The sequence below is a fragment of the Veronia nyctiphanis genome (assembly GCF_004116385.1).
In the GTDB taxonomy this organism is placed as follows: Bacteria; Pseudomonadota; Gammaproteobacteria; order Enterobacterales; family Vibrionaceae; genus Veronia; species Veronia nyctiphanis.
In genome coordinates this window covers 53,725-74,149 of the sequence record NZ_PEIB01000027.1, presented here as the reverse complement: position 1 = coordinate 74,149, position 20,425 = coordinate 53,725, and the positions used below count along the sequence as shown (strand labels likewise).

Here is a 20,425-nt window from a genome sequence, read left to right as displayed (position 1 = left end):
TACTCTTGTACACTGCGTCTTATACATTCATTTGTAACCCCTTCCATTGGTGTCAGGTAATTGCGCGCAGGGAATTTTCTTTTAAATTCTATAATGTGCAGATGTTGGCCAGAGAGACAGACTGTATCAATATCAGAGGGGTGCCTATGTAATGCCGGCCTCAGTACACTGTTGATGAAACGGCGTTGCAGATGAAGGTGCTTTACAATATTTGTACCCAGCGCCTCACAGACTTGCCTGATCTTTATCCGGGCATTGTCCTTGTTACGTGCAACTTTTGGAGTGTCGGGCTGAGTTTTTCCTGCCTCCCGCATGATAAGAAAGGCGGCATCATCTGGTGGTGGAGTAGTTAAACCGTTTACTTTTTCTGTCACCGGCGCCGCTTCGAAGCTGTCTGTGTCAGGGTTATAGCGTGCAAAAATAACCCTGGCGCCAAGCTTCAGAAGATGATGAGTGAACTTTCGATCAGCAATATTCAGGTTTCTGACGGGCTCTTTACCCGTGAATCGAATGAATAGTGGAGAATTCTTTGTATCAGGGAAGTCCATGAACCAGTCGAAGGAAGCGTGGCTTCCATAATATTTTCTTACTTGGGTATGAAATAAATACTCACTTGCAAACGACTCAATACGCTTGCTTCCTTCCCATTCGAAAAAATACTCGATGCAATCCTTCATGAGCTTCCCTGCCTGTTCTGTATGTATTAACCTACCAGTCCCTGATACTCAGGGCTGCGTTACAGCCCTGTCTTTTGATATCAGGCCGCGTCACCGGCTTCACGGCCGTTGTTGTTTACCGCCTGTCTGATATGCGGCGCCAGAAGTTGCGCCACGGCACGGAATACCGGGACGACCACGGAGTTACCGAACTGCTTGTAAGCATTATTGTCGGCACAGACGATCCTGAAATCAGTATCCGCGTCCTCACGGTCATGCTCCGGCTTCTCAAACCCCATCAGCCGGGCGCATTCCTGTGGTGTCAGCCGGCGCGGGGTACGCCATGAAGCGTCAAATTCCGGCGCATAGCGGCCATGCTCTTCGTCATACCGCTTTTCACCTTCTTTGATCCATGCTTTGTACTCCGCGTCAGTAAACGCCGGATTATCTGCGGCCTGCTCCTCAGCGAAAGCCGTTGCCGCCTCAGCGCGATCGGCATTTTTACGGATGCCGTGCTCACGGTTTCTCTGAAGGTATTCCGGTGTCAGCCCGTGCTGGTTAATCAGAATTTCCGAGCCGTCCTTATAGTAGCGGGCCGACAGGGTACGGGTAACCGCATCGGGATCGGTGGGGTCAACCAGACCGAACCCGAACCCGTTACCTTTGGTCTGGTGTTTCAGTGCATAGTGATAAAGGTAATTCCACAGGTTCTCGGTCAGGGTATAACGTGCCGTGTCTTCCTCTGAGAGATCCACCAGGATATCTCTCACGGTATAGCGTTGCTCCGGCACAGGTATATTACCGAGGCTCAGCTGCTCGAGCTCTGCGTTCAGTATGTCGCGGCGGATACCGACAAGTACCACCCGCTCACGGTGCTGGGGTGTGAAGCGCACACCGTCAATGATTGTGGGATCATTTTTCCGCTTTCTTACCACACCGATGGCCTCTTCGATGTCATTGCCCTCAGTGGTGACGTTGAGGACGTGGTAACCCTGCGCATCGAGAGCCCGGATAATGGTGGCAAAGGTGTTGCCCTTGTCATGACTTTTGAGGTTTTTGACATTCTCCAGCACGAAGAACTTCGGCTGTCTGGCTTCAATGATTTTCTCTACATCAAAAAACAGGGTGCCCTGCGTGTCACACTCAAACCCGTGTGAGCGGCCGAGGGAGTTTTTCTTGGAGACGCCGGCTAGGGAGAAGGGCTGGCAGGGGAATCCGGCCAGCAGCACATCATGTTCCGGGATCCGGCGCAGGATATTCCGCTGTTTCTCATCGGCATTGAACCTGTGATCACCGCTCAGGGTCACACGGGTAATGTCCATCATACTGTTGTTGGCCTGCCAGCTTTCCCCGCTGTAAGGATGAGGGTCGTTTTCCTCGTTAAGAAAGTAAGGCAGTTCTTCCTCGTCAACAAAGTGGTTGGCAAGATACGTCCGGCGGGCCTGACGTTCCCATTCGCTGGTAAAGACACATTTACCGCCGATATCCTCAAAGCCTTTGCGCAGGCCGCCTATACCGGCAAACAGGTCAATAAAGGTGAAATCAGGGTTATCCCAGTGGGCGGGCCTGGCCGGCAGCAGGGCAGCACGGATGTGCTCCATGGCCTGTTCGCTGAAGATGATATCGCTTTTGTCGGGGGCTTTTTTCCACTGGTTGATTTTTTCCCGTGAGACAGGAAGGTTGATGTCCGGTGCAGCCAGACGGATGGCGAGGTTTTTCTGGTCGTAGATCTCGACAAGGAGCTTAAGCAGCTGATTGGTCTTTTTTTTCTGCTCAAGTATCCGCTGTTCGTCGACACGGTCTCCGTCAATGATGTATTCTTTGTGCTGCACGGGGTTTCCTCACTGGGTTATTTGTGTGAAAGTTTATCACACAATATTCCCTTTGTGAGTTTTTCATGGCTTTTTATACAGTGGTTATGATGCCTGTCATCCTGGCATACTCCGGCTGTGAAAAACAGCACAGTCCCTCACTGTCTATTGCAGCAAACCTGCTGCCGCTCCTGAGCCATGTCTCTGTCAGTCTGACGGCCAGATCCTGATGAAGGCGTCCGGGCCCTTTCAGGGAACATTCCCATATCACCAACACGCGGATACCTGCTTTTGCGAGTGTGGCCAGCGTTTTCCTGTCGCGCCTTACGTTACTGCTGAGTTTGTCTGCCCAGAAGTCCCGCCGGGTGGCGGGAAGACGGAACCGGTCACAGTCATGGGCATGCCAGAAGCAGCCACTGACAAACACTGCCGCGCGGTATTTCGGTAACCAGAGATCCGGTTTTCCCGCCAGTGTGGCGGGTGCGATCCGGTAGCGGAAGCCCCGCGCATGAAGGGCTTTTCTTACCAGTAATTCCGGACGGGTGTCCCTGCCGCGGATGGCCTGCATATTGCGCCGGCGGCTTTCTGTAACTGCTTCGGATTTCACCCTGCCTCCGACGCTGTCTGTCAGCTGAACAGATCCGTATGCTCATAGTTTTCATAGAGTGACGGTACGGCTTTATGAATGTCATTGACCCGCCACTGGGTACGGCGTTTGTTGTTTCCGGGATTGGCCGGATCATATTTCGGTGCCGGGTCAATAATAATGACATGATCCAGTATGGCATTGAGCAGCCGCTCCGGGTTGGTTCCCCGGCACCAGAGTACCTCATTGTCAAACCGGACCTCATATTTGTGACCGCTGTTGAGCAATTCTGGGTTCTCTGTGTTTTTCCGGGTGGCTTTCACATACACAGTCTCATTGTGTTTGGCATCCCAGCCACCCAGAATCCGCTCCATGCTCCAGCCCGCGGCCAGGTTTTCCTCACTGTCAAACAGGCCGATATAGAGCTCACCGGCAATAAGCTGACCGGAAATTGGCTGGTTCCGGTTGTAACCCATTATTCTCAGTGTCAGCCCTGAACGCTCACTGCGCATGCCTTCTTTATGGATCCCGGTCCAGCGCCATGCCCCGCTCTTTTCATAGCCGTAGGTAGTCATAAAATCAGCAAAGTTTTTTGCATAAAGCCCCATATCCGGCTCTGTGGTCATCAGGGTCAGTTTCTTCGCGGTGTGCGCCTTTAACTCGATCCCCATATAATCGCCGTTTTTATCAGCGTTGGGGATGATTTCAAGGGCGTCCTCAAGGGTGTAACCGCAGACCTGGGTGCCGTTAAACGGGATGGTGGTGTCGTCTCGGGTCCTTCTCACGCCCGGCATCCACTGCCCGGCGGCCTGTTTCAGCCGATCCCTGAGGTCATTGATGTTGCGATGCTGTTCATGAAGGAGCCTGACAACCCGTGATCCCATAAAGCCGGGTGTGGCGAGGATTTGTTTCTCCAGATCTCCCTGCGGGATCACTATCATTGCCGCGGCACCGCCGGTGTAGGTGCGGCCCAGGATCATGATGCGTTTTGCCTCCGGGTTTTCTTTGGTAAAACTCACCGAGAGTGACGCGGGGATCTCGTTGGTTTCTGTTTTGAATCCGCTGAGCCGCATCTCCGGGTACTGGGCATAGATAAGCATTTTCACCCTTGGCGCCGGTACAGCCCGACCGTCTTCAGTGATCCAGCTGAATTGTTCAAAGACCGCTTCCGGGATACTCCGGCCTTTATTGGCCCCGCCCTTTTTGTTGCTCGTAACGGGACCGCGGTCGCCGAATCGGAAACCGAACAGAGAGCCGAGCATGTTGAAATCTGCCGACCAGTAAATCTGGTTTTTGTCGTTGGCGTTTTTGGGTAACACCTTGGCCAGTACATGGGTGAAAGTATCTTCAGGGAAACTGGCAAGGATTTGTCTGATATCACTGTAGTGATGTTCGAAAGTATTCGTCATAGCGTTTCTGTTTCCGGCTTTTGTGGGGCAGGTCTTTCCGGGAGTGTATTCTGGGCAGGGCTGTCTGTGTTGTCCTCCTCACCGTTCATGAAAAGATCCGCAGGTCCGGGACACTCGCAGTCTGCCTCGTGTTGGCCACACTGAGGGCAGTTCCCCCATTCATCAAATTCTGAGGTATGAACTGCACGATGTTCCGTTTTGCTGGTTTTCCACATCACTGTGTCTCCCGATTCATTTATGAGATTAAGTGTCATATATGAGATTTCGGGGGAGACTATATCCACTAATGATCAACAGATCAATTACATAAAAACATAAAATGGGTAATGTTAAACCACGATAAATTAAGTAAATAATTGATTTATAATACTTTTACATGTGTTTAGTGTGAATTAATATGTTTTTGTTTATTATTTTTTTTGGTTGTGGTGTCCAATCGGACACCCCTTTGAACAAATGTCTGTCGATGTTCGACAGAGTACTTCCACACCGGGAATGTAGCCGCCAAGACGGGTCATTTCTTGTTTTACGAAACTGTTCTTTCGATGCTTTCCCGGAACAACAACCAGAGCTTAAAGATCCAAAGCCTTCCGCCTGACGGGCAAAGTGTCGCAACGGGTGCACGGCTCTTCCCGACTGCTTCAGCCCCTGCCGTATCTCTTCACCTTTTTCCGCTGCCTTGCAGTCCCTTCGCATGCCTGAACCTGTCCCTCAAGGGTAAATAAACGCAGACAGCGCGCCCCTGATGGCCAGAACCCGGCAGGCGTTCGGGCAGGCAGGCGAAAACGGCGATGAGACACTAACCCAGAGGAGAAAAGCCATGTCACGTTCAGTCCCTTCAGCACCCTGCTCCACAAATGCCCGTCAGGCGGGCAACGTATCACCGTTGCATCACTCAGGCTCCACAGCAATGAGCTCCCTGCGCCCGTTCCGGGCTGAAGTGATGGATAAGCGGCTGTTTGATCTTTACTGCAAGTTACGGGCGTTAAACCCCAGTGTGTATGAAATGGTTACGGCGCTGAATGTGGCACTGAGACCTTACGGCTGGCTGATACACACGGTTGAGGCTCTCGAGTGCTTTATTGATGCTGCTGATGAGTGGGAGGCTGAAAATGAATAATTCAGACTATAACCGCACCGTTGCCAGAACCATTCTCAGCCAGCTGGGCGGTAACCGGTTTGTGGCCATGACAGGGGCGCGGCAGTTCGTCGCTCTCGAGGCGCCGGGGTTGCAGTTTGATCTTCCTGCCCGGTTTGCGAAAAGTGGTATTAACCGAATCCGGATAGTGCTTGACCCGTCAGATACATATACGGTCTCAGCATTTACGCTTTGCCGCCGCTCATTTGAGTGTCCGGAAATAAGCAGCCAGTCAGGGGTTTACTGCGACATGCTTGAGTCGGTATTCAGTGAGTTCACCGGGCTCAGTACAAGAATTAAATAAATTACGAAAAAGGCATAACTTACGTAAGTTATGCCTTTTAGGGCACGAAGTCTTTATTTTAAAGATAATAATTAATATGTTTGGTTAGTTATTATCTTTTTCTAAGTAATTAGAAAAAGCGATTGAATATACAAAAAGAAAATAAAGCATAAATATAATAGTGATGAATTTACCAAAAAATGTATTATCAATACCCATAAGAAATGCTAATGGTATAGCTGGTAGTATTGGGATGATAAGGTTTCTTTCCCCTGAAGACACTCTGATAAGGTACCTTCTTATAGAAGGGATATAGCTTATAATAAATGGTATTATAGTTATAGATAGAAAGAAAAAATTCAGCTTATATTCAACAAACATTTTTTTACCTCATAAAAAAATCATTATAATAAAAAAAGTTTTTTTATGAATTTTTTTAATTTTTTTTTAGATCTTTATCTAAAATGGAGCAAGCAACTATCTATAATCACATGCTCCATCAATAAGTTACTTAATCGTCAAGTAACCAAGCAGCAATACCAGCCACACCGCCAACAAATGCGATAGCTTCTGTGACAGCAATTACTGCTACAGGAAGTGCTCCACCGGCTACTTCTTTTACTTCTGCTGTATTAAGTTCTTTCATCTTAGTCCCTTAGCTTCTTACCCAGAACATACCCAAGGGCAGCTGCGCCACTCACTCCACCAATAACACTAACAACGGCTTTAGCTACTGGAATTACTAGTGGGCCAAGACCGCCATTAACATTTTTAATTTCGTTTTTATTAAGCTCTTTCATTTTATTATTCCTTAGTTACCTGAAGCACCTTTAGCAACACCATAAGCAAATGCTGGTGCCAGAACAGTATATACACCCCATACAACTAACATTGGAGGTACGCCACCATTTACATTGCTTATTTCTTTAGTGTTAAGTGTTTTCATAATATAAATCCTTTTTTGTTTTACCATTATCTGGTGATTGGTATATTAATTTTTAAGTTTTTTGTTTTTAACTACTTAAAAGAGTAGTCTTGTTTTTTTTTTGCGACTCACTTAATACATTGAGTGAGAGTTTAATGATCATTTAGGGTGGTTTTATGGATTGTTATGAAATACTTCCTTTTTCCATGAAGACGACACGCCCTGAATGTCTTAGTGTTTCAGGTCTGTGAGCAATAATTACTCGTGTTATCTCAAGTTCTTTAATTTGCTGGCTTATTACTGCTTCATTATTTACGTCAAGACTGCTTGTTGCTTCATCCATAAATAGTACATCAGGTTTCTGGTAAAGCGCTCGAGCTAGAAGCAAACGTTGTATTTGTCCCCCAGAAAACTGACTTCCCATATCTCCCACCATGGTGTTGTAACCCATTGGCATTTTGATTATGTCTTCATGAATAGAAGCGATTTTCGCGCACTTGTAAATTGAATTCAGATCCGGCTCTGAATCGAAAAAGCATATATTGTCTACAATAGAGCCTGTCAAAAGGTGGTCATCCTGCATTACTGCTGCAACACACTTTCGATAAGGTACTAAACCTGCCTGTCGGATATCGACTCCATCGATTAAGACCTGACCTTTTGTTGGTGTTAAAAGTCCCAGCATTATTTTTACAAGTGTTGTTTTTCCACAGCCTGAACTACCTGTTATTGCTACTGATTCACCGGGCTCGATGGTTAAACTAAGATTTGATATAACCTCTGGGTCATTGTCGCTGTAAGCAAAGCTAATATCTTTCAGTTCAATACGCCCCTTAATTTTATCCGATATACCAACCCCATCTCTGTCACTCTCTTGCTCAGACATGGCTATGTCAGAAATTCTATCCATATGTAACCGTAACATACGGAACTCTATGAGCTGCTCAATGAAGTTTGATGCGCGCTCAGTGAGTTGCCGCTTGTAAGCAACAAACGCTAAGATCATTCCTACTGTTAGTTCTCCATCCATGACAAACATTGCTGCAAAATAGATCACTAGCACATTTTCTATACCAAATAGCAATGTGTTGATAGCATCAAAGCTGATCCTGAGTTTACCTAGCCTGATATCAGCGTTGATAACTTCAGCGAAACGGTTTTGCCATATTCCCTGTCTCATAGGTTCACAGGCGAATAACTTAATGGTTTGAATACCTCTGATATTCTCGAGAAAGTTTGACTGTTCTTTTGCGCTTGCCTGAATTGATTCCTCAGTTGCACGATGGAACGGGTAGTAGAGTGTAATGCGTAATAATGCATAGAGAGCGACGGCTGCGACCACAACTAGTGTCAATTTTGCTGAGTAAAGGAGCATCATTACCAGAACGGCAATAGCCATAATTCCGTCAACAAATGTCTCTACAAGCCCGGTTGTTATGCGCTCTCTAACGGCTGCAAGTGAACCGAAACGGGAAACTATGTCTCCCACATGACGAGTTTCAAAGTATGTCATTGGCAGTCGCATTAAGTGTCGTAATAGATTTACTCCCATTTGCATATTCATCATGCTTGAAACTCTGAGTATTAGGTAACTTCTGAGTATGCTTGTTATGACCGAAATAAGACAAAGAAGCCCAAATCCTGCTGCGAGTACTACGAGCAAAGATTCATCATAGCTAACGAGAACTTCATCGATGACCAATTGCATGTAGTAAGGTGTTGTCAACGCGAATACTTGCAATAGCATAGACAGCGCGAGGAGGCTTGATAATGTTCGTTTAAACCCGCTTATTTTGCTCCAAAGCTGGGTTATTCGCATTTGCTTGCGATTGTCACTTTTTTTAAAGGCACTGGTTGGTGTCAGCTCCAAGGCGATTCCGGTGAAGTGTTTGGAGAACTCTTCAGTGGTAAAAGTTACTTTTCCCATGCCTGGATCATTTACCGTAATTTTATTTTTGCTTACCCCTGTCAAAACGACAAAATGATTCATATCCCAGTGCAATATACATGGAAGAGCCAAGTTTCCTATTTCTTCCAAAGGGCATTGAAGAGCGCGGCTTGCCATGTTTAATTTATCGGCTACCTCGATTATTTGCTGAAGGTTCATACCGCTATGATTTGCAGTAAAAAGCCGTCTGATCCCAGCCATATCAATTTTGTGACCATGGTAGGATGCGACCATAGCCAGCGATGCCAGCCCACATTCGGCAATTTCTGTTTGGAGGATAAGCGGTACGCGTCGTTGTCCGGAATACTCCAATAATGTAACTGGGTTAATAGGCTCATCCTGTTGTACATGTGAAATACTCATTAACCTATTCTCCCTTTTAGACTAAAGATAGGGTCCAGTAGCCATTCGAGTAGTGAGCGTTGATCTATGACAATATCTGCTTCGAGCAGCATGCCGCTCTTTAGCGGAAAACTCTGGTTGTAAGCTGTTATTGCCTGATAGGGCAGGCGTGTTCTTACCCTGTACACGGGCTCGTTAAGGGATAAGGGGATATTGTGACTGTTAGACAGAGTCAAAGCCTTATCAACCTGAAAGATTTCACTTTCCATCAACCCAAAACGCTGATACGGAAAAGCATCAAAACGAAGGCGGGTAGCACTTCCTCTCTTTATGAAACCTGCAGATCTTGTTGGGATAAGCAACTCAGCAATGAGTTCAGAGCCCGAAGGTAATATGCTCATCAGTGAGCGATTATTTGAAAGAAACTCACCCTCTTTAACAGAGATAGATGTAACAACTCCCGACTCCACCGCTACTACTGCAAACTTATGGTTGTTCCGTGTTTCTTCTATTTGCTGTGTCAATAATGACCTTCTCCTGGCATTTTCAGTCAACTCCATTCCGAGTTGATGTGGTATCATTTCCAGCTCACTTTTCAGATCATTGAATTGGATTTCAACAGTAACCCTGTTTGATGCATTTGCCTCCATGTCACGGCGAGCTGACAGAAGCGCTTGGTAGCGGTCTTGAAGCTGTGTTTCTGTTGCATGCCCATTATCGACCAGCACTTTAAGTTTTCGATATTGCGCCTCACGTGTAGCAACAGTCTTATCCAGTAAATCTTTTTGGCGTTTGATAAGTAGCAAGCTTTCTGTGAGCCCACTGAGCTTTAGTTTTAACTTTTGCTGGTTGATGTTTGCTAATTTCTGATAACGACTTTTGTCAGTGTTTAAAAGCAGAAGCTGTTGCTCTAGTTCTGCCAGTAGGCTTTCATTCAGTTCGCTACCAGTAACAGTTGTTCGGGCTAACGTTACTCTGGCTAATATTTGCCCTTGTTCTACGTGGTCTCCCTCATTTACTAATATTTGGTCAACTGTACCCAATTGATTTGCATAAACCTTCAGGACTCCAGACTCTGGTAACAGGTACCCTCTGACTTTTTCTTTACGTGAATAGTCTGCAAGAGAGATATAAATAAATATTACACTTACAACAGATAATATTACTGCTGATAATATATGAAGAGATATAGGAGGTGAGATAGTTACACTACCATAAAGCCGCTGATACTGCTCATCAACGGCTTGTTGCCGGAATAGGGTCATTTTTTATACCTGGATTTTAATAATTATGCAGATTTTTTGATGCTGAATTTAAATATCAGCTGAGTGCGGCTAGTTACTTCAAATTTAGCGAATAGGACTTTGCAGTGATATTTTACAGTGTTTTCTGTTATGAACAGTTTCTTAGCTATTTCCTTGTTTGAGTAGCCTTGAACCACTAGGTTGATGATCTGGCATTGACGCGGTGTGAACTCCATACTTTCATACCTTTATTGTTTCAATATTGCATATGGTATTTCTATTTTCTCAAATGGAAATGTCTAGATTTCAATGTATGGCTCAGGATCAATAATTGAGGCCAATTCTTAAAATAAAGGCGTTTTATTTATTGACTTAGCTTTGATTTCATCGTTGAGAAGATGTTTTTGTAAGTATTTTTCGATTTTTATTCTTCGGTTTATATTATTTTTTTTGTTTTTTATAAACTTATTAATTTAAAACTACACATTAGGGTAGCTTTCAGTGTTTTTGAATGAGTACTTTAATTTTTCCACTCTAGCGTGTAATAAAACTAAGGAATGCTTCTGGGAATGTGCTTATAGTGGTTTGGCGTCGGTATTAAATAAAAAATGTGATTCATAGTCCGTGGTCAGGTGACTGATGCCCTGATACTGTGCCGGCGTGATCATTGAAGGAGGCGTATATGCCTGTTCGGGAAAATACCGCACAACTGCTGCGGGTTGTCCGGCTTGAGACCGGGCTCAGTCAGGAAAAACTGGCGAAACTGTCCGGTGTCGACAGAACCTTTATTTCAGGGGTCGAGCGCAACCGCCGCAACATCACCCTTGATACACTCGAGAAACTGCTGACAGCGCTCGGGGCGGAAACCGGCGGGTTTCTCTCCCGCCTGTCAGAAATGGAAACTCAGTCCAGCGCGTCGACAAAGTCGCGGGCCTGCTGAAGCGCCTGCTCGCTGTCAAACTCCAGACCTTCAGTCAGAATATTGTCTCCGTCAGACACACTGTATTCGTAGCCGCCGGTATGCTGATCGGCGTTGTTTTCTAAGTAAATCACGTACCCTTTGTAGTGCTCCTCGAGGCTGACCCCGGGGTCGGTATCCTGCGTCATGTCTGCTCCCCTGTGTTTCTTGTTATTATCCGGTTTTGTTGCCTGAAAGGCCACGGACTATGAGTCACATCAGGTGTCATTAAACATCCACTTCCACCTCAATCATATGCCACGTCCAGCCCTCAAATTCAGGGGCGGATTTCAGAGTGGAGCGCTCCGTAGCGGCGGGGAGTTCTGAATAATCCTCCAGAAACAGGACAATGGCTTCAGTCACATTCTGTAACGCCTCATCAAGTGTGTCTCCTGCTGAAAAACAGCCCGGCATATCGGGTACAACAACACCAAAGGCATGATCATCGTTACCCTCTTCAACGGCTACCGGATATAACATTTTTACTCCTCACTGTTCTTCTGATCACATGCTGTGTCCTGCGAATCATACCGTAAACCCAGAAAGAGCATGACAGATATCTGCTGATCACTGCCTGTATTTCACCCGTCCTAACGACAAACCAACCGGTCAGCATCCCATTGATTTAACTACCGTTGACAGCCTGTCTGCAGGCCGTTACTTTTATATCACTGACGAAGTTTGGACAGCTTCCTTAAGGGGTTTGAGGTTGGCAACTGGCCTTTCTCCCCGGAACGTTCAGATGTTCGTTGTGTCAACGGGGCTCCTAGGGCGTCCGAAACTGGGGCCTGGGGGGTTGTTGCCGACCCGCTTCCCGGAGCGTTCGAAGAGTCTCGTTGGCCGACCTTACCTTTATTTTCCCTGACCGGTTCCCCCTCAATACGCCTCACCCGGCCGCTACAGTCAGGATTTTATAAACATGAGTAAGCCCTGGAGCAAACTTCAGAAAGAGTATTATCTGCTTGTCGCTGACGGGCTTAAGATCCAGCTGCAATGCAGGGCTTACCGGATGGCATCAAATTACGGTGATACCAACATTCCGAGATACTGGCTCACGCTGGGTAAAGAGGTGTTGTGGGACTACCCCGGCGATTTTATGGGCAGGGAGAATCCGGAAAGAGCCCCGACAGGCGCTTTTCCGTACATCATGGATGTTTCAGATATCTCCAGCCTGCTCAGGGAGTATATCGATACCCCCAAAGACGCGGTGTTTAACCGTGTATTCGAACATGATCACTGGGGGCTGACGGATATCCTCAAAGCGTCGGATAAAAGAATTGGCAGGCGGCGTTTACCGCTCCTGAAAGAGAAGCTGTCGAACCCTGCGGCGATACGTGTGATTGAAGCCCGGCTGACATAACCGGGCTCACTACAAAAATTTAAATGTGTCATATCAAGGAGAACAACACATGAAAATAATTGAGTTCATAAAAAAGCATCGGGACTTTTTTATTGTCGGTGGCACTGTCTTTGCGAGTTTTGCTGGCGCTGCGCTGGTCATCTATTTTGAGTTCTTCGCAGGAGCATAAACTATGACCATATGTACTAAAGCACCTCAACAACGGATAGCCGAACTTGTTGCTCAAGCCGGCTCACAGAACAAAGCCGCGCAGCTTATTTCTGCCGAAGTTGGCTATTCATTCCAACAAAGCACCCTAAGCAAGCTGGTAAGGGGCGAAGGTAAGCCCTCTATGTTTTATCTGGTTGCTTATGCGCTACATAATGCAGTTAGCAAGCAGGGTGACGAGCGGGCGGCGTAGCTTTGTCCCCTCCAGACATCCAGTCCGCCGTTGTTGGTAAGGACGGGGGGAAACGAGTGGACTTTCTGGCTACTTTTCATGAGATGCCTCATAAATGCTTTATTTCGGCTACATTTGTGCTGTTTTAATGCATCATTTGTGCATTACCTTGCTTTAAATGTGCTTTAGGTATGCTTTATCTTGCTTTAGGCATGGTTGATGAATGCTTTATGCCAGCTTTATTTTGAGAGACACAGGCACGATGGGGACGTATGACAAACGCGACTGCGTTCGCTGTCATCTATCCCGCGAGCCAAAGGGGAGACCCCTTTGAAACCCCAGTCACTTCCGCTTCCCATTTTGCTGAAAAATGGTCTTTATCCGGCGGTCCTGTTGTATGTATTTCTCTTTGAACGTTGTTACACGGGTTCTGTCTTTTTCCTGCTCGTCGTAAATGGGGCCGAGTGCCCTGACGACTTCGTCCGGAGTCATTTCTTGCGTCTGCTGCTTGAGCCTGGTGACTGTCAGTGATTTGTTCCCTGACCGGATCCGGTTGCCGTTCTCTGTGAAGGTAATGATGTCCGCGGATACCCCTGCCTCCCTGACGGTAGATTAGTGAACGAGTAACCGACTGGCTTCAAGAGATTGGTCGTAAAATTCGGCTTCTTCTAACACGGGTTAATCGGGGAGGATAATTTCAATGCACCAAACGAATCGATGCTCTCAAAGGCTTCCCTTTAATAGCCAACCCTGAAACGCTGAAGGTTGAAGACCACATAGGGCGTGTCTATCAGATCTGTTTTTATGCTCTTATCCTGCCGGTCACGTGAAAGTGAGTCACAGTAGCTGGGCACATTTCGTACAGATAGTGAAGCGGCCCATTTTTCTGATTTTGTTTATGCTGTTGCATCTCTTGCAAAATTCTTCATTTTTGTTGCGCAATTTCAGTGCCCCCGCGATGTTTTTCACCTGTTTTTTCTTACTTTTTCTTGCGCTCTTAAACTCATTGTCAATTACCCTGAGACTTGCTTTTGTCTGCGCATCGCGGCGACGGGCTTCTTTTTCCTCACGCGCCTGTTTTTCAACTCTTTCTCTTTCTTCTCTGGCTTGCTGTTCGAGTTTTTCTTTTTCTTCCCTTAGCCTTGTTTCTTCCCTCAGTTTTTTGAGCAGGGCGATTTCTTCCAGCTTCTGTGCTTTTATTGTCGGGATATCTTTGTAAAACACTTTGCCAAAATAGCTGTCGAACGTCAGTGCGCTGAACGGTACCAGTTCATTATGCCATTCGGTGTTGAGCTCGAGTGTTGTGGTATTAATGTCCGGCAGGTTGTAGTAACAGTGGAACCAAAGCTCGCCCGTTTCCTTGGACTTTGCCTTGGCCTCGTCAGTCAGCAGGAACAGATTGGCCATGTTGCCGTAAGCAATATCCAGATTACTGCAGCGCGCAAGATTAAAATCCAGCAATACCCAGACGACGAACGCACCACTGTTTCGGTAAAAGTTTTCCCGCGCGATGATGACATCGATATAGGTGGTACACATCTGCAGTTCAAACACAACTCTGTGTCCTTCCGGTACCATGGTGGTACTGACATCCGGACGTCGCCATTGTTTGGCTATACCAACAGGACTAACTTCCCTGAAGGTCTGCTCTTTTTCAACGGCCTCGAAGCGCCCTAGCTTGTCGTTTTTCAGGGTATCTGCAATAAAGATTTTGTTGTCTTTGTGCTTTTGGCCTTCTTTCAGGCCATTGTATCTGAGAGCCAGTTGCTCTTCATCGCTCAGCACCACGCCTTGTTTCTGTGGGCATGGCTCAGAGTTTGGATAGTGCTTGTAGTAGAAGGTTAGTTTTTTCTTCTGAGGGTTCTTTTTTGCTGCAAGGTGGAGGTTTTGAAAACAGCTCGTACAAAGAAATTTACGGTGCCCTTCCCTGATCAGCCGTCTCAGCTGGAAACGTCTCTCTTCATCGAGCCGGGCAAGTTGCTCTCTGACACAGATTTTCCGGTCGTTAGCCGGGTCATAGATAAACTCTCTCGGCGTTTTCTGGTCAGACATTGCTTACTCCCCTTATAGATTTCTGACAGAAATAAACCCAGCTCCTATTCTGATAAAAATGTTAATTTTGGATTTTGCGGCGCACCGCCCGTCCGGACAACGTCGCGTATTTCCGCGCAGCGCCCGCGAAAAAACGCGCAAGCGTAAGGGGTAAACAAAACACCCCGCCGTATACTTCCCGATCCCCTCCCCGGCTGTCCGGAAAACACGAGCGTTATTTTTGTTCAGGCAATAGGTATCTATGACGGGGGCTGGGTGATGCCAGAGAACGGCGTTAACATCAACCCTGCTTCCCATCAATGATAGGCATTGTTTTTCCTGTAAACGGCTTTATCAGGTACGGATTTTCTGCGGCAGATTAGTTGGGGCTGGGCATAGCCGCGCGGCTCGTCACACCGCTGCAGGTCTGGGCGTCACTCCCTTCCGTTTCTGGACTGGTCTGGGATTGGCGGTATCAATGCATCACTTAAGTCAGTTACGTAAATAACATAACTGATGAAATTTTAGAGTGATTGCCGTATGAGCCCTTACAGCCCGGCATCACAATGTTACCGTGTCACCGGTAAGCCTTAACCTGTTTATCTGTGCTGCCTTACCGCATGCCAGCACAGCGTCCCCGTCAAGACGGCCGTTTACAGTTACCGGCTGGGTTGGTTTCGGTACAGCCCGTCCCCGGCTCCCAGTTATTTAATGTCGCTGGCGTGGTGCTCCCCGCAACGACCAGGTCCCAGCCGGTGACCTGTGTCAGAGTGTCCGGGCTCCTGCCCCGGTGATTGTCATTAACCCGTCACCCTAACAGCACAAGGTTGTAATCGATTACAGCCAGAATGGGTTTGCGCGATCGGTTTTTGATCCTGTAAGGCCTGTGTGATCCATCAGTTACCCTATTATCTGATCTGTCCGTAAACTTATAATGCACTATAACTTTAAAATGATTTCAAAATAGCACACCGTTCTGAGCAATATTCGAAAATGCGCCCAGACACACTTATTGTTCATCATTGAAGATAAAGCGCCTTTCAGTCAGTGGCTTATCTGTTTACTTCACTGAAACAAGTTACTACACTTACGTAAGTGATATAAATGATGCAATTTACGATATTGATGTAACTGATGTCAGTTACACTTCCGACGGCATTGATATAAGGACGCACATAATGGGGAAAATCATACTGTTTGGCAGTCAGAAAGGCGGCTGCGGCAAGTCCACACTGGCAGTGAACGTTGCCGGATGGCTTATCAGCCGCGGTGAGGATGTCATTCTCGTTGATGCCGATCCACAGGGCAGCTCAGAGCGCTGGGCTCAGGATCGTCAGGAAAACCCGGAGCTGTCGAATATTCCCCATGTTCAGGCCTCGGGCAACATCAACCAGACTCTTCGCGATCTGGCCCAGAAATATGATTACGTGCTGGCCGATACCGCAGGCCGTGACAGCCGTGAGCTCCGAACCGGCATGGTGGTGGCGGACATTCTGCTCTCACCTTCCCGACCGTCCCAGTATGATCTCGACACCCTGCCCCATCTGGCTGAGGTCTTCATTCAGGCGCAGGATCTGAACCCTACTCTCAAGGGCTATCTGGTGCTCAACATGTGCCCGACCAACCCGGTGATCAAAGAAGCTGAGGATGCGCGCACCTACCTGAATGAATTTCCTGAGTTCAGCATGGCAAACTCCATGGTGTATGACCGTAAAGCATTCCGCGACTGTATCTCTGAAGGGCGCACCGTATTTGAATGGAAGGATGCCAAGGCAAAACAGGAAATCGAAGCACTGATGGAGGAAGTATTCCATGGTTAAACCACGCCGACGCCCGACCACAGATGAAATTGATGCCTTCGCCAGCGGTGCTAACGATGCCGCACCTGAAAACAGTGCCGCGAAGGCCTCCGAAAAACCGGCGAAAAGCCGGGTGTTCAAGCGCGTTACCCTGTCGCTCACTGACAGCGATGACAGGCTGATTGACGAGTTATCACTCAAGCCACGGGAGTTTCGCTGTAACCGCTCTGATGTGGTCAAAACTGCCCTTGCCCTGCTTGCTGCGCAGAGTGATGAGAAAATCGTCAGGCTCCTGGAAAAAGAAAAACAGAAACAAAATCACTGATGGTGGCTGTGGGCTGTTGGGTAACCGCAGGTTATCCACTGTCCACAGACTCTATAACTCTCTATAAAACTCTATAAAAGATCTATAAGAGATCTATAAAGATCTATAGGGTGGAGAAATCCCATAACTATCAATCTCTTAACCTATTTAAGGTTACATATTTTTAGTCTAACGGTTACATTAATTTAGTCTTTTATCCCTTTCAGGTAACAAATATTTAGTTTTTGGTCACAAAAACTTAGTCTAAATGATCTTTTTTTTAGTGTTATGGCTACACTTTTTTAGTCTGTAGCTGCTTCTGTCCCCTATGGTTACTGTTTTTTAGTCTCCCGGGCGAAATTTGGCAGATATGGTTACAGATTTTTAGTATTATCCGGTAAGACACTAAAAATTTGTGACCATAGGCACGGTGAAAATGACCGATAACAGCGATAAGCGCTTTCAGGTAACCACGGAGACCCCGAAAGACCTGCCCCGGCAGTTCTTCAAAAAAAGCCACGAGCTGATCTTCAGTCAGCTGGGGCTGACGGCCCGTGAGCACGACATGATGGCTTTGTTCCTGACCCGCCTCAACCGTGACCACTGGACAGACTATATCGAAAAACGGGATATCCATGCCCCGCGTTATACCTTTCACTCTGATGTGCTGAAAGACTGGTTCGGGCTGTCATCAAAGCAACTTTACCCGACCCTGCGTCCGGTCGCGGACAGGCTGTCGAGCCGGAAAGTGGGCCTGAGCAGCGACGATACCGAGTCCTTTGACTTCATTCCGCTGTTTGCAAGGGTACAGTACCAGAAAGGGGAGCTCTCCATCGTACCGAACCCGGAGCTGATCAAAGCCTACGTTGACTACTCAGCCGGACATGCCCAGATCAGCACAAAGCCTTCCGCAGCCTCAAATCCGAGCATTCCAAGCGCCTGTACACGCTTCTGTCGCGTTTTAAGGACGCAGGCACCCGTCTGCATCCCCAGACAATTACAGAGCTCCACGGGCTCTACGGGCTGCTTGATGAGAAGGGGAAACTCATCAAGGGCAGCTATGCCCAGAACAAAGTGTTTGTTGAACGCTGTATCCGCAAACCGATTGAGGAAATGAGCAACAGCCCGGACGTGATGGCGGAGCTGTCGTTCCTTGTCGATGAGAAATCCGGCAACCTCGGTTTCGCGCCGATCATGCGCGGCCGCAAAATGGTGGCGGTGGAGTTTCTGTATGAATGGCGCTCGGCGGTGGAGAAGGCCGCAAGGCTCGAGCGCGACAAACTGGCCACGGAGGCGGAGCCTGACAACCCGATGCTGGTTCTTGCCCGTGAGGCATGGAATATCGTGATGAGTTACCCGCACCGCGGCGAACTTGACGCCCGTCACCGGCTGGCACTGCAGTCGGTGGAGCTTGGGATCATTACCATGCCTGAAGACATGCCGGTCGACGACAATTTCAGGTATCGCCTGACACAGATGACCGATGCCGCGGAGCGTGATTAACGGATGTAAGTTACGCAAATAAATAAGTTACGTAACTTACTACTTTTCATAACTTACGTGGCTTATGCCTTTTCATAACATATTGTGATATATGGTATTGCTGTCATTTTTCCTCTGCGCCATGATGAGATTTTTCCGGCAGGGAGAGCACCATGGCCAGCTATGCCTACCTCAGGGTATCCACCGACAGTCAGGACGTTGCCAGTCAGAAACACGGTATTCTGGAATATGCCAACGCACAGGGGATCAGTAATCTCTCCTTTGTCGAAGACAGTGTCAGCGGCAGCAAGAAATGGCATCAGCGACGGCTCGGTCCGTTACTCGACGGCATGGGGGAGGGGGACACCATTGTCTTTGCCGAAGTGACCCGCATGGCCCGCTCGACACTTCAGGTACTCGAGATCCTGGAGCTGTGTATGGAAAAAGGGCTTCAGGTACATATTGCCAAACAGAACATGCAGCTCGACGGCTCCCTGCAGTCAAAAATTCTCGCCACCGTGCTCGGGCTTGCCGGTGAGGTGGAGCGCGAATTTATCCGGATCCGCACCCGCGAGGCGCTCGATGCGCGGCGGAGAAAAGGGCTGTCCCTCGGCCGCCCCAAAGGCCCGGCCAGCCATCACAAACTTGACCCCAAATACGATCAGATAGAAAAATATATCCGCCTTGGCCTCAGTATCCGCGAGACCGCCCGTCTGGTCGGAGCGGCGCCCAGTACCCTCGGTGACTATGTAAAGAGGAAGGGATTAAGGTGAGATTAAGTTACGTAAGTTATGCTTTGTAGTAAGTTATTTAACTTATTTAAATATAAATTATTCAATACTTTAGATTGAAAATACATAACGTTACCCACAGTAATGTGCGACAACATTTGAGGAGAAACCTTTGAAAGAACTGATTGTACAGCCGGGTAACATTGTTGTATCCGACTTCGGGTTTTATCAACATTACTCACTGGTCACGGACAGAGTCTGCAGCAAGGGTAAGCCTATGCTTATCTCAGCGACAGAGAGAAACGGTACTGTCCGGGAAGAAACATGGGATGAGGTGGTAAAGGGAAAGCCGACTTACGTCGCGGACTTCACACCGGTAAAAAGCCCGGAGGAAACACTGGCTCTTGCACGCACACAGATAGGGGAGTGGGTATACTCGGTGACCAGCAATAACTGCGAACACTTCGTCAGATTCTGTACCGGGCTTGAGGTGACATCCCGTCAGGTAACGTCGGCTGTCGGCGGAGCTGTTGCAGGCGCGTCATTGGTTGGGTTGCTCGCCGAGAAACCGACTGCAATAAAGTATCTGGCTGGCGCGTTGGCTGTTGCAGGTATCGCCGTTCTTGCAACAAAAGCGACAGAGAAAAAAGAATAACTTACGTAACTTAATTAAGTTTATTGTGTTTTCCCGTCCTGTAAATAATGCTGCTGAAAAGCATTCCCTCACCACCCATGGCCATCACGGCAAACACCCCGAAGAAACGGTACGCGTTGCGCACCCTGCGGGGTGCCGTCATGGCCGGAAACGGGTGGTTCATGCACACTTTTCTGCGCTTTTCTTATCGCCCCTTCCCCGGTCCCGGGGCGCGATGCTTCGCAACGCTACAAGGCGACGCACCGCCTTTGAAAATACACAAAGGCCGTGCGGCAGGGGAGGGTGATGAAGTAGGTTTTAGTTAATATCCTTTGACAACTTACCCTCAGATCAAATCAAATACTTAAATAAGTTATTGATTACTTTACGAGCGAACACACTCTG

General features: G+C 47.7%; 27 protein-coding genes. 12 read left to right on the top strand and 15 right to left on the bottom strand.

Annotated elements, in window-relative coordinates; translation table 11 throughout:
• The 5 genes from CS022_RS18180 to CS022_RS18160 all read right to left on the bottom strand — a co-directional run.
• Window positions 1-677 (bottom strand): hypothetical protein (locus tag CS022_RS18180; RefSeq protein ID WP_145964525.1); only part of this gene is annotated, 677 nt, incomplete at its 3' end.
• 80 nt (window positions 678-757) lie between these two features.
• A complete protein-coding gene (dcm, locus tag CS022_RS18175) occupies window positions 758-2,488 on the bottom strand; it encodes a DNA (cytosine-5-)-methyltransferase (protein WP_129123435.1) in 1,731 nt (576 codons plus the stop codon).
• A gap of 73 nt (window positions 2,489-2,561) precedes the next feature.
• Window positions 2,562-3,074 carry a very short patch repair endonuclease gene (locus CS022_RS18170; protein WP_268967909.1) on the bottom strand — a complete coding sequence of 171 codons (513 nt, stop codon included), beginning with the start codon at window positions 3,072-3,074 and terminating at the stop codon, window positions 2,562-2,564.
• Window positions 3,075-3,094: 20 nt separating this feature from the next.
• Window positions 3,095-4,462 (bottom strand): MvaI/BcnI family restriction endonuclease, encoded by a 1,368-nt coding sequence (locus CS022_RS18165; RefSeq protein WP_129123433.1) that lies wholly within the window; start codon window positions 4,460-4,462, stop codon window positions 3,095-3,097.
• Window positions 4,459-4,680, bottom strand: coding sequence for a hypothetical protein (locus tag CS022_RS18160; protein WP_129123432.1), 222 nt, complete (start codon window positions 4,678-4,680; stop codon window positions 4,459-4,461). Before CS022_RS18160 ends, CS022_RS18165 begins: the two co-directional genes overlap by 4 nt.
• Window positions 4,681-5,207: 527 nt before the next feature.
• Between CS022_RS18160 and CS022_RS18155 the strand changes: the two genes are divergently transcribed.
• Together CS022_RS18155 and CS022_RS18150 are read left to right on the top strand one after the other, a co-directional pair.
• Complete coding sequence (locus CS022_RS18155) at window positions 5,208-5,582, top strand: hypothetical protein (RefSeq protein WP_129123431.1); 375 nt, start codon at window positions 5,208-5,210, stop codon at window positions 5,580-5,582.
• A complete protein-coding gene (locus tag CS022_RS18150) occupies window positions 5,575-5,904 on the top strand; it encodes a hypothetical protein (protein WP_129123430.1) in 330 nt (109 codons plus the stop codon). Before CS022_RS18155 ends, CS022_RS18150 begins: the two co-directional genes overlap by 8 nt.
• Window positions 5,905-6,394: 490 nt before the next feature.
• Here the strand turns inward: CS022_RS18150 and CS022_RS18145 are convergent, their stop codons facing one another.
• The 6 genes from CS022_RS18145 to CS022_RS28215 form a co-directional block, all read right to left on the bottom strand.
• On the bottom strand, window positions 6,395-6,529 hold the full coding sequence (locus CS022_RS18145; RefSeq protein ID WP_129123429.1) for a class IIb bacteriocin, lactobin A/cerein 7B family: 135 nt from the start codon (window positions 6,527-6,529) through the stop codon (window positions 6,395-6,397).
• Between the two features lies 1 nt (window position 6,530).
• The gene (locus CS022_RS18140) at window positions 6,531-6,683 is read right to left on the bottom strand and encodes a class IIb bacteriocin, lactobin A/cerein 7B family (RefSeq protein ID WP_129123428.1); all 153 of its coding nucleotides are present in this window, start codon (window positions 6,681-6,683) and stop codon (window positions 6,531-6,533) included.
• An 11-nt stretch (window positions 6,684-6,694) separates the two neighbouring features.
• Window positions 6,695-6,829, bottom strand: coding sequence for a class IIb bacteriocin, lactobin A/cerein 7B family (locus tag CS022_RS18135; RefSeq protein WP_161569668.1), 135 nt, complete (start codon window positions 6,827-6,829; stop codon window positions 6,695-6,697).
• Window positions 6,830-6,992: 163 nt separating this feature from the next.
• Window positions 6,993-9,119 (bottom strand): peptidase domain-containing ABC transporter, encoded by a 2,127-nt coding sequence (locus CS022_RS18130; RefSeq protein ID WP_129123426.1) that lies wholly within the window; start codon window positions 9,117-9,119, stop codon window positions 6,993-6,995.
• Window positions 9,119-10,363 (bottom strand): HlyD family secretion protein, encoded by a 1,245-nt coding sequence (locus tag CS022_RS18125; protein ID WP_129123425.1) that lies wholly within the window; start codon window positions 10,361-10,363, stop codon window positions 9,119-9,121. The genes CS022_RS18130 and CS022_RS18125 overlap by 1 nt, the downstream gene beginning before the upstream one ends.
• Before the next feature lie 23 nt (window positions 10,364-10,386).
• The gene (locus CS022_RS28215; protein WP_129123424.1) at window positions 10,387-10,578 is read right to left on the bottom strand and encodes a response regulator transcription factor; all 192 of its coding nucleotides are present in this window, start codon (window positions 10,576-10,578) and stop codon (window positions 10,387-10,389) included.
• Between the two features lie 446 nt (window positions 10,579-11,024).
• Here CS022_RS28215 and CS022_RS18115 point away from each other — a divergent pair, with 446 nt between their 5' ends.
• The gene (locus tag CS022_RS18115; RefSeq protein ID WP_129123423.1) at window positions 11,025-11,282 is read left to right on the top strand and encodes a helix-turn-helix domain-containing protein; all 258 of its coding nucleotides are present in this window, start codon (window positions 11,025-11,027) and stop codon (window positions 11,280-11,282) included.
• Here the strand turns inward: CS022_RS18115 and CS022_RS18110 are convergent.
• Window positions 11,246-11,503 (bottom strand): hypothetical protein, encoded by a 258-nt coding sequence (locus CS022_RS18110; protein WP_129123422.1) that lies wholly within the window; start codon window positions 11,501-11,503, stop codon window positions 11,246-11,248. The genes CS022_RS18115 and CS022_RS18110 overlap by 37 nt on opposite strands.
• Before the next feature lie 25 nt (window positions 11,504-11,528).
• Entirely contained in the window at window positions 11,529-11,780 is a 252-nt protein-coding gene (locus CS022_RS18105; protein ID WP_129123421.1) for a type II toxin-antitoxin system HicB family antitoxin, read from the bottom strand.
• A gap of 439 nt (window positions 11,781-12,219) precedes the next feature.
• Here CS022_RS18105 and CS022_RS18100 point away from each other — a divergent pair, with 439 nt between their 5' ends.
• Both CS022_RS18100 and CS022_RS18095 read left to right on the top strand, forming a co-directional pair.
• The gene (locus CS022_RS18100; protein ID WP_129123420.1) at window positions 12,220-12,660 is read left to right on the top strand and encodes an SF0329 family protein; all 441 of its coding nucleotides are present in this window, start codon (window positions 12,220-12,222) and stop codon (window positions 12,658-12,660) included.
• Between the two features lie 172 nt (window positions 12,661-12,832).
• Window positions 12,833-13,060 (top strand): helix-turn-helix domain-containing protein, encoded by a 228-nt coding sequence (locus CS022_RS18095; RefSeq protein ID WP_129123419.1) that lies wholly within the window; start codon window positions 12,833-12,835, stop codon window positions 13,058-13,060.
• Between the two features lie 321 nt (window positions 13,061-13,381).
• Here the strand turns inward: CS022_RS18095 and CS022_RS24935 are convergent, their stop codons facing one another.
• Window positions 13,382-13,531 (bottom strand): hypothetical protein, encoded by a 150-nt coding sequence (locus CS022_RS24935; protein ID WP_161569670.1) that lies wholly within the window; start codon window positions 13,529-13,531, stop codon window positions 13,382-13,384.
• Window positions 13,532-13,876: 345 nt separating this feature from the next.
• Entirely contained in the window at window positions 13,877-15,091 is a 1,215-nt protein-coding gene (locus tag CS022_RS18090) for a DUF6035 family protein (RefSeq protein WP_129123449.1), read from the bottom strand.
• Between the two features lie 1,157 nt (window positions 15,092-16,248).
• On the opposite strand from CS022_RS18090, the gene CS022_RS18085 reads away from it, so the two are divergent.
• The 7 genes from CS022_RS18085 (at window position 16,249) to CS022_RS24930 (ending at window position 20,346) form a co-directional block, all read left to right on the top strand.
• Entirely contained in the window at window positions 16,249-16,890 is a 642-nt protein-coding gene (locus CS022_RS18085) for an AAA family ATPase (RefSeq protein ID WP_129123448.1), read from the top strand.
• Entirely contained in the window at window positions 16,883-17,194 is a 312-nt protein-coding gene (locus CS022_RS18080) for a hypothetical protein (protein ID WP_129123447.1), read from the top strand. The genes CS022_RS18085 and CS022_RS18080 overlap by 8 nt, the downstream gene beginning before the upstream one ends.
• Window positions 17,195-17,609: 415 nt before the next feature.
• The gene (locus CS022_RS27810) at window positions 17,610-18,290 is read left to right on the top strand and encodes a replication initiation protein (protein WP_328590408.1); all 681 of its coding nucleotides are present in this window, start codon (window positions 17,610-17,612) and stop codon (window positions 18,288-18,290) included.
• Window positions 18,287-18,676 (top strand): hypothetical protein, encoded by a 390-nt coding sequence (locus tag CS022_RS27805; protein WP_328590407.1) that lies wholly within the window; start codon window positions 18,287-18,289, stop codon window positions 18,674-18,676. The genes CS022_RS27810 and CS022_RS27805 overlap by 4 nt, the downstream gene beginning before the upstream one ends.
• Before the next feature lie 152 nt (window positions 18,677-18,828).
• Window positions 18,829-19,428 carry a recombinase family protein gene (locus CS022_RS18070; protein WP_129123446.1) on the top strand — a complete coding sequence of 200 codons (600 nt, stop codon included), beginning with the start codon at window positions 18,829-18,831 and terminating at the stop codon, window positions 19,426-19,428.
• Between the two features lie 130 nt (window positions 19,429-19,558).
• Window positions 19,559-20,041, top strand: coding sequence for a lecithin retinol acyltransferase family protein (locus tag CS022_RS18065; RefSeq protein ID WP_235869642.1), 483 nt, complete (start codon window positions 19,559-19,561; stop codon window positions 20,039-20,041).
• 140 nt (window positions 20,042-20,181) lie between these two features.
• On the top strand, window positions 20,182-20,346 hold the full coding sequence (locus tag CS022_RS24930) for a hypothetical protein (protein WP_161569669.1): 165 nt from the start codon (window positions 20,182-20,184) through the stop codon (window positions 20,344-20,346).
• Window positions 20,347-20,425 lie beyond the last annotated feature (79 nt).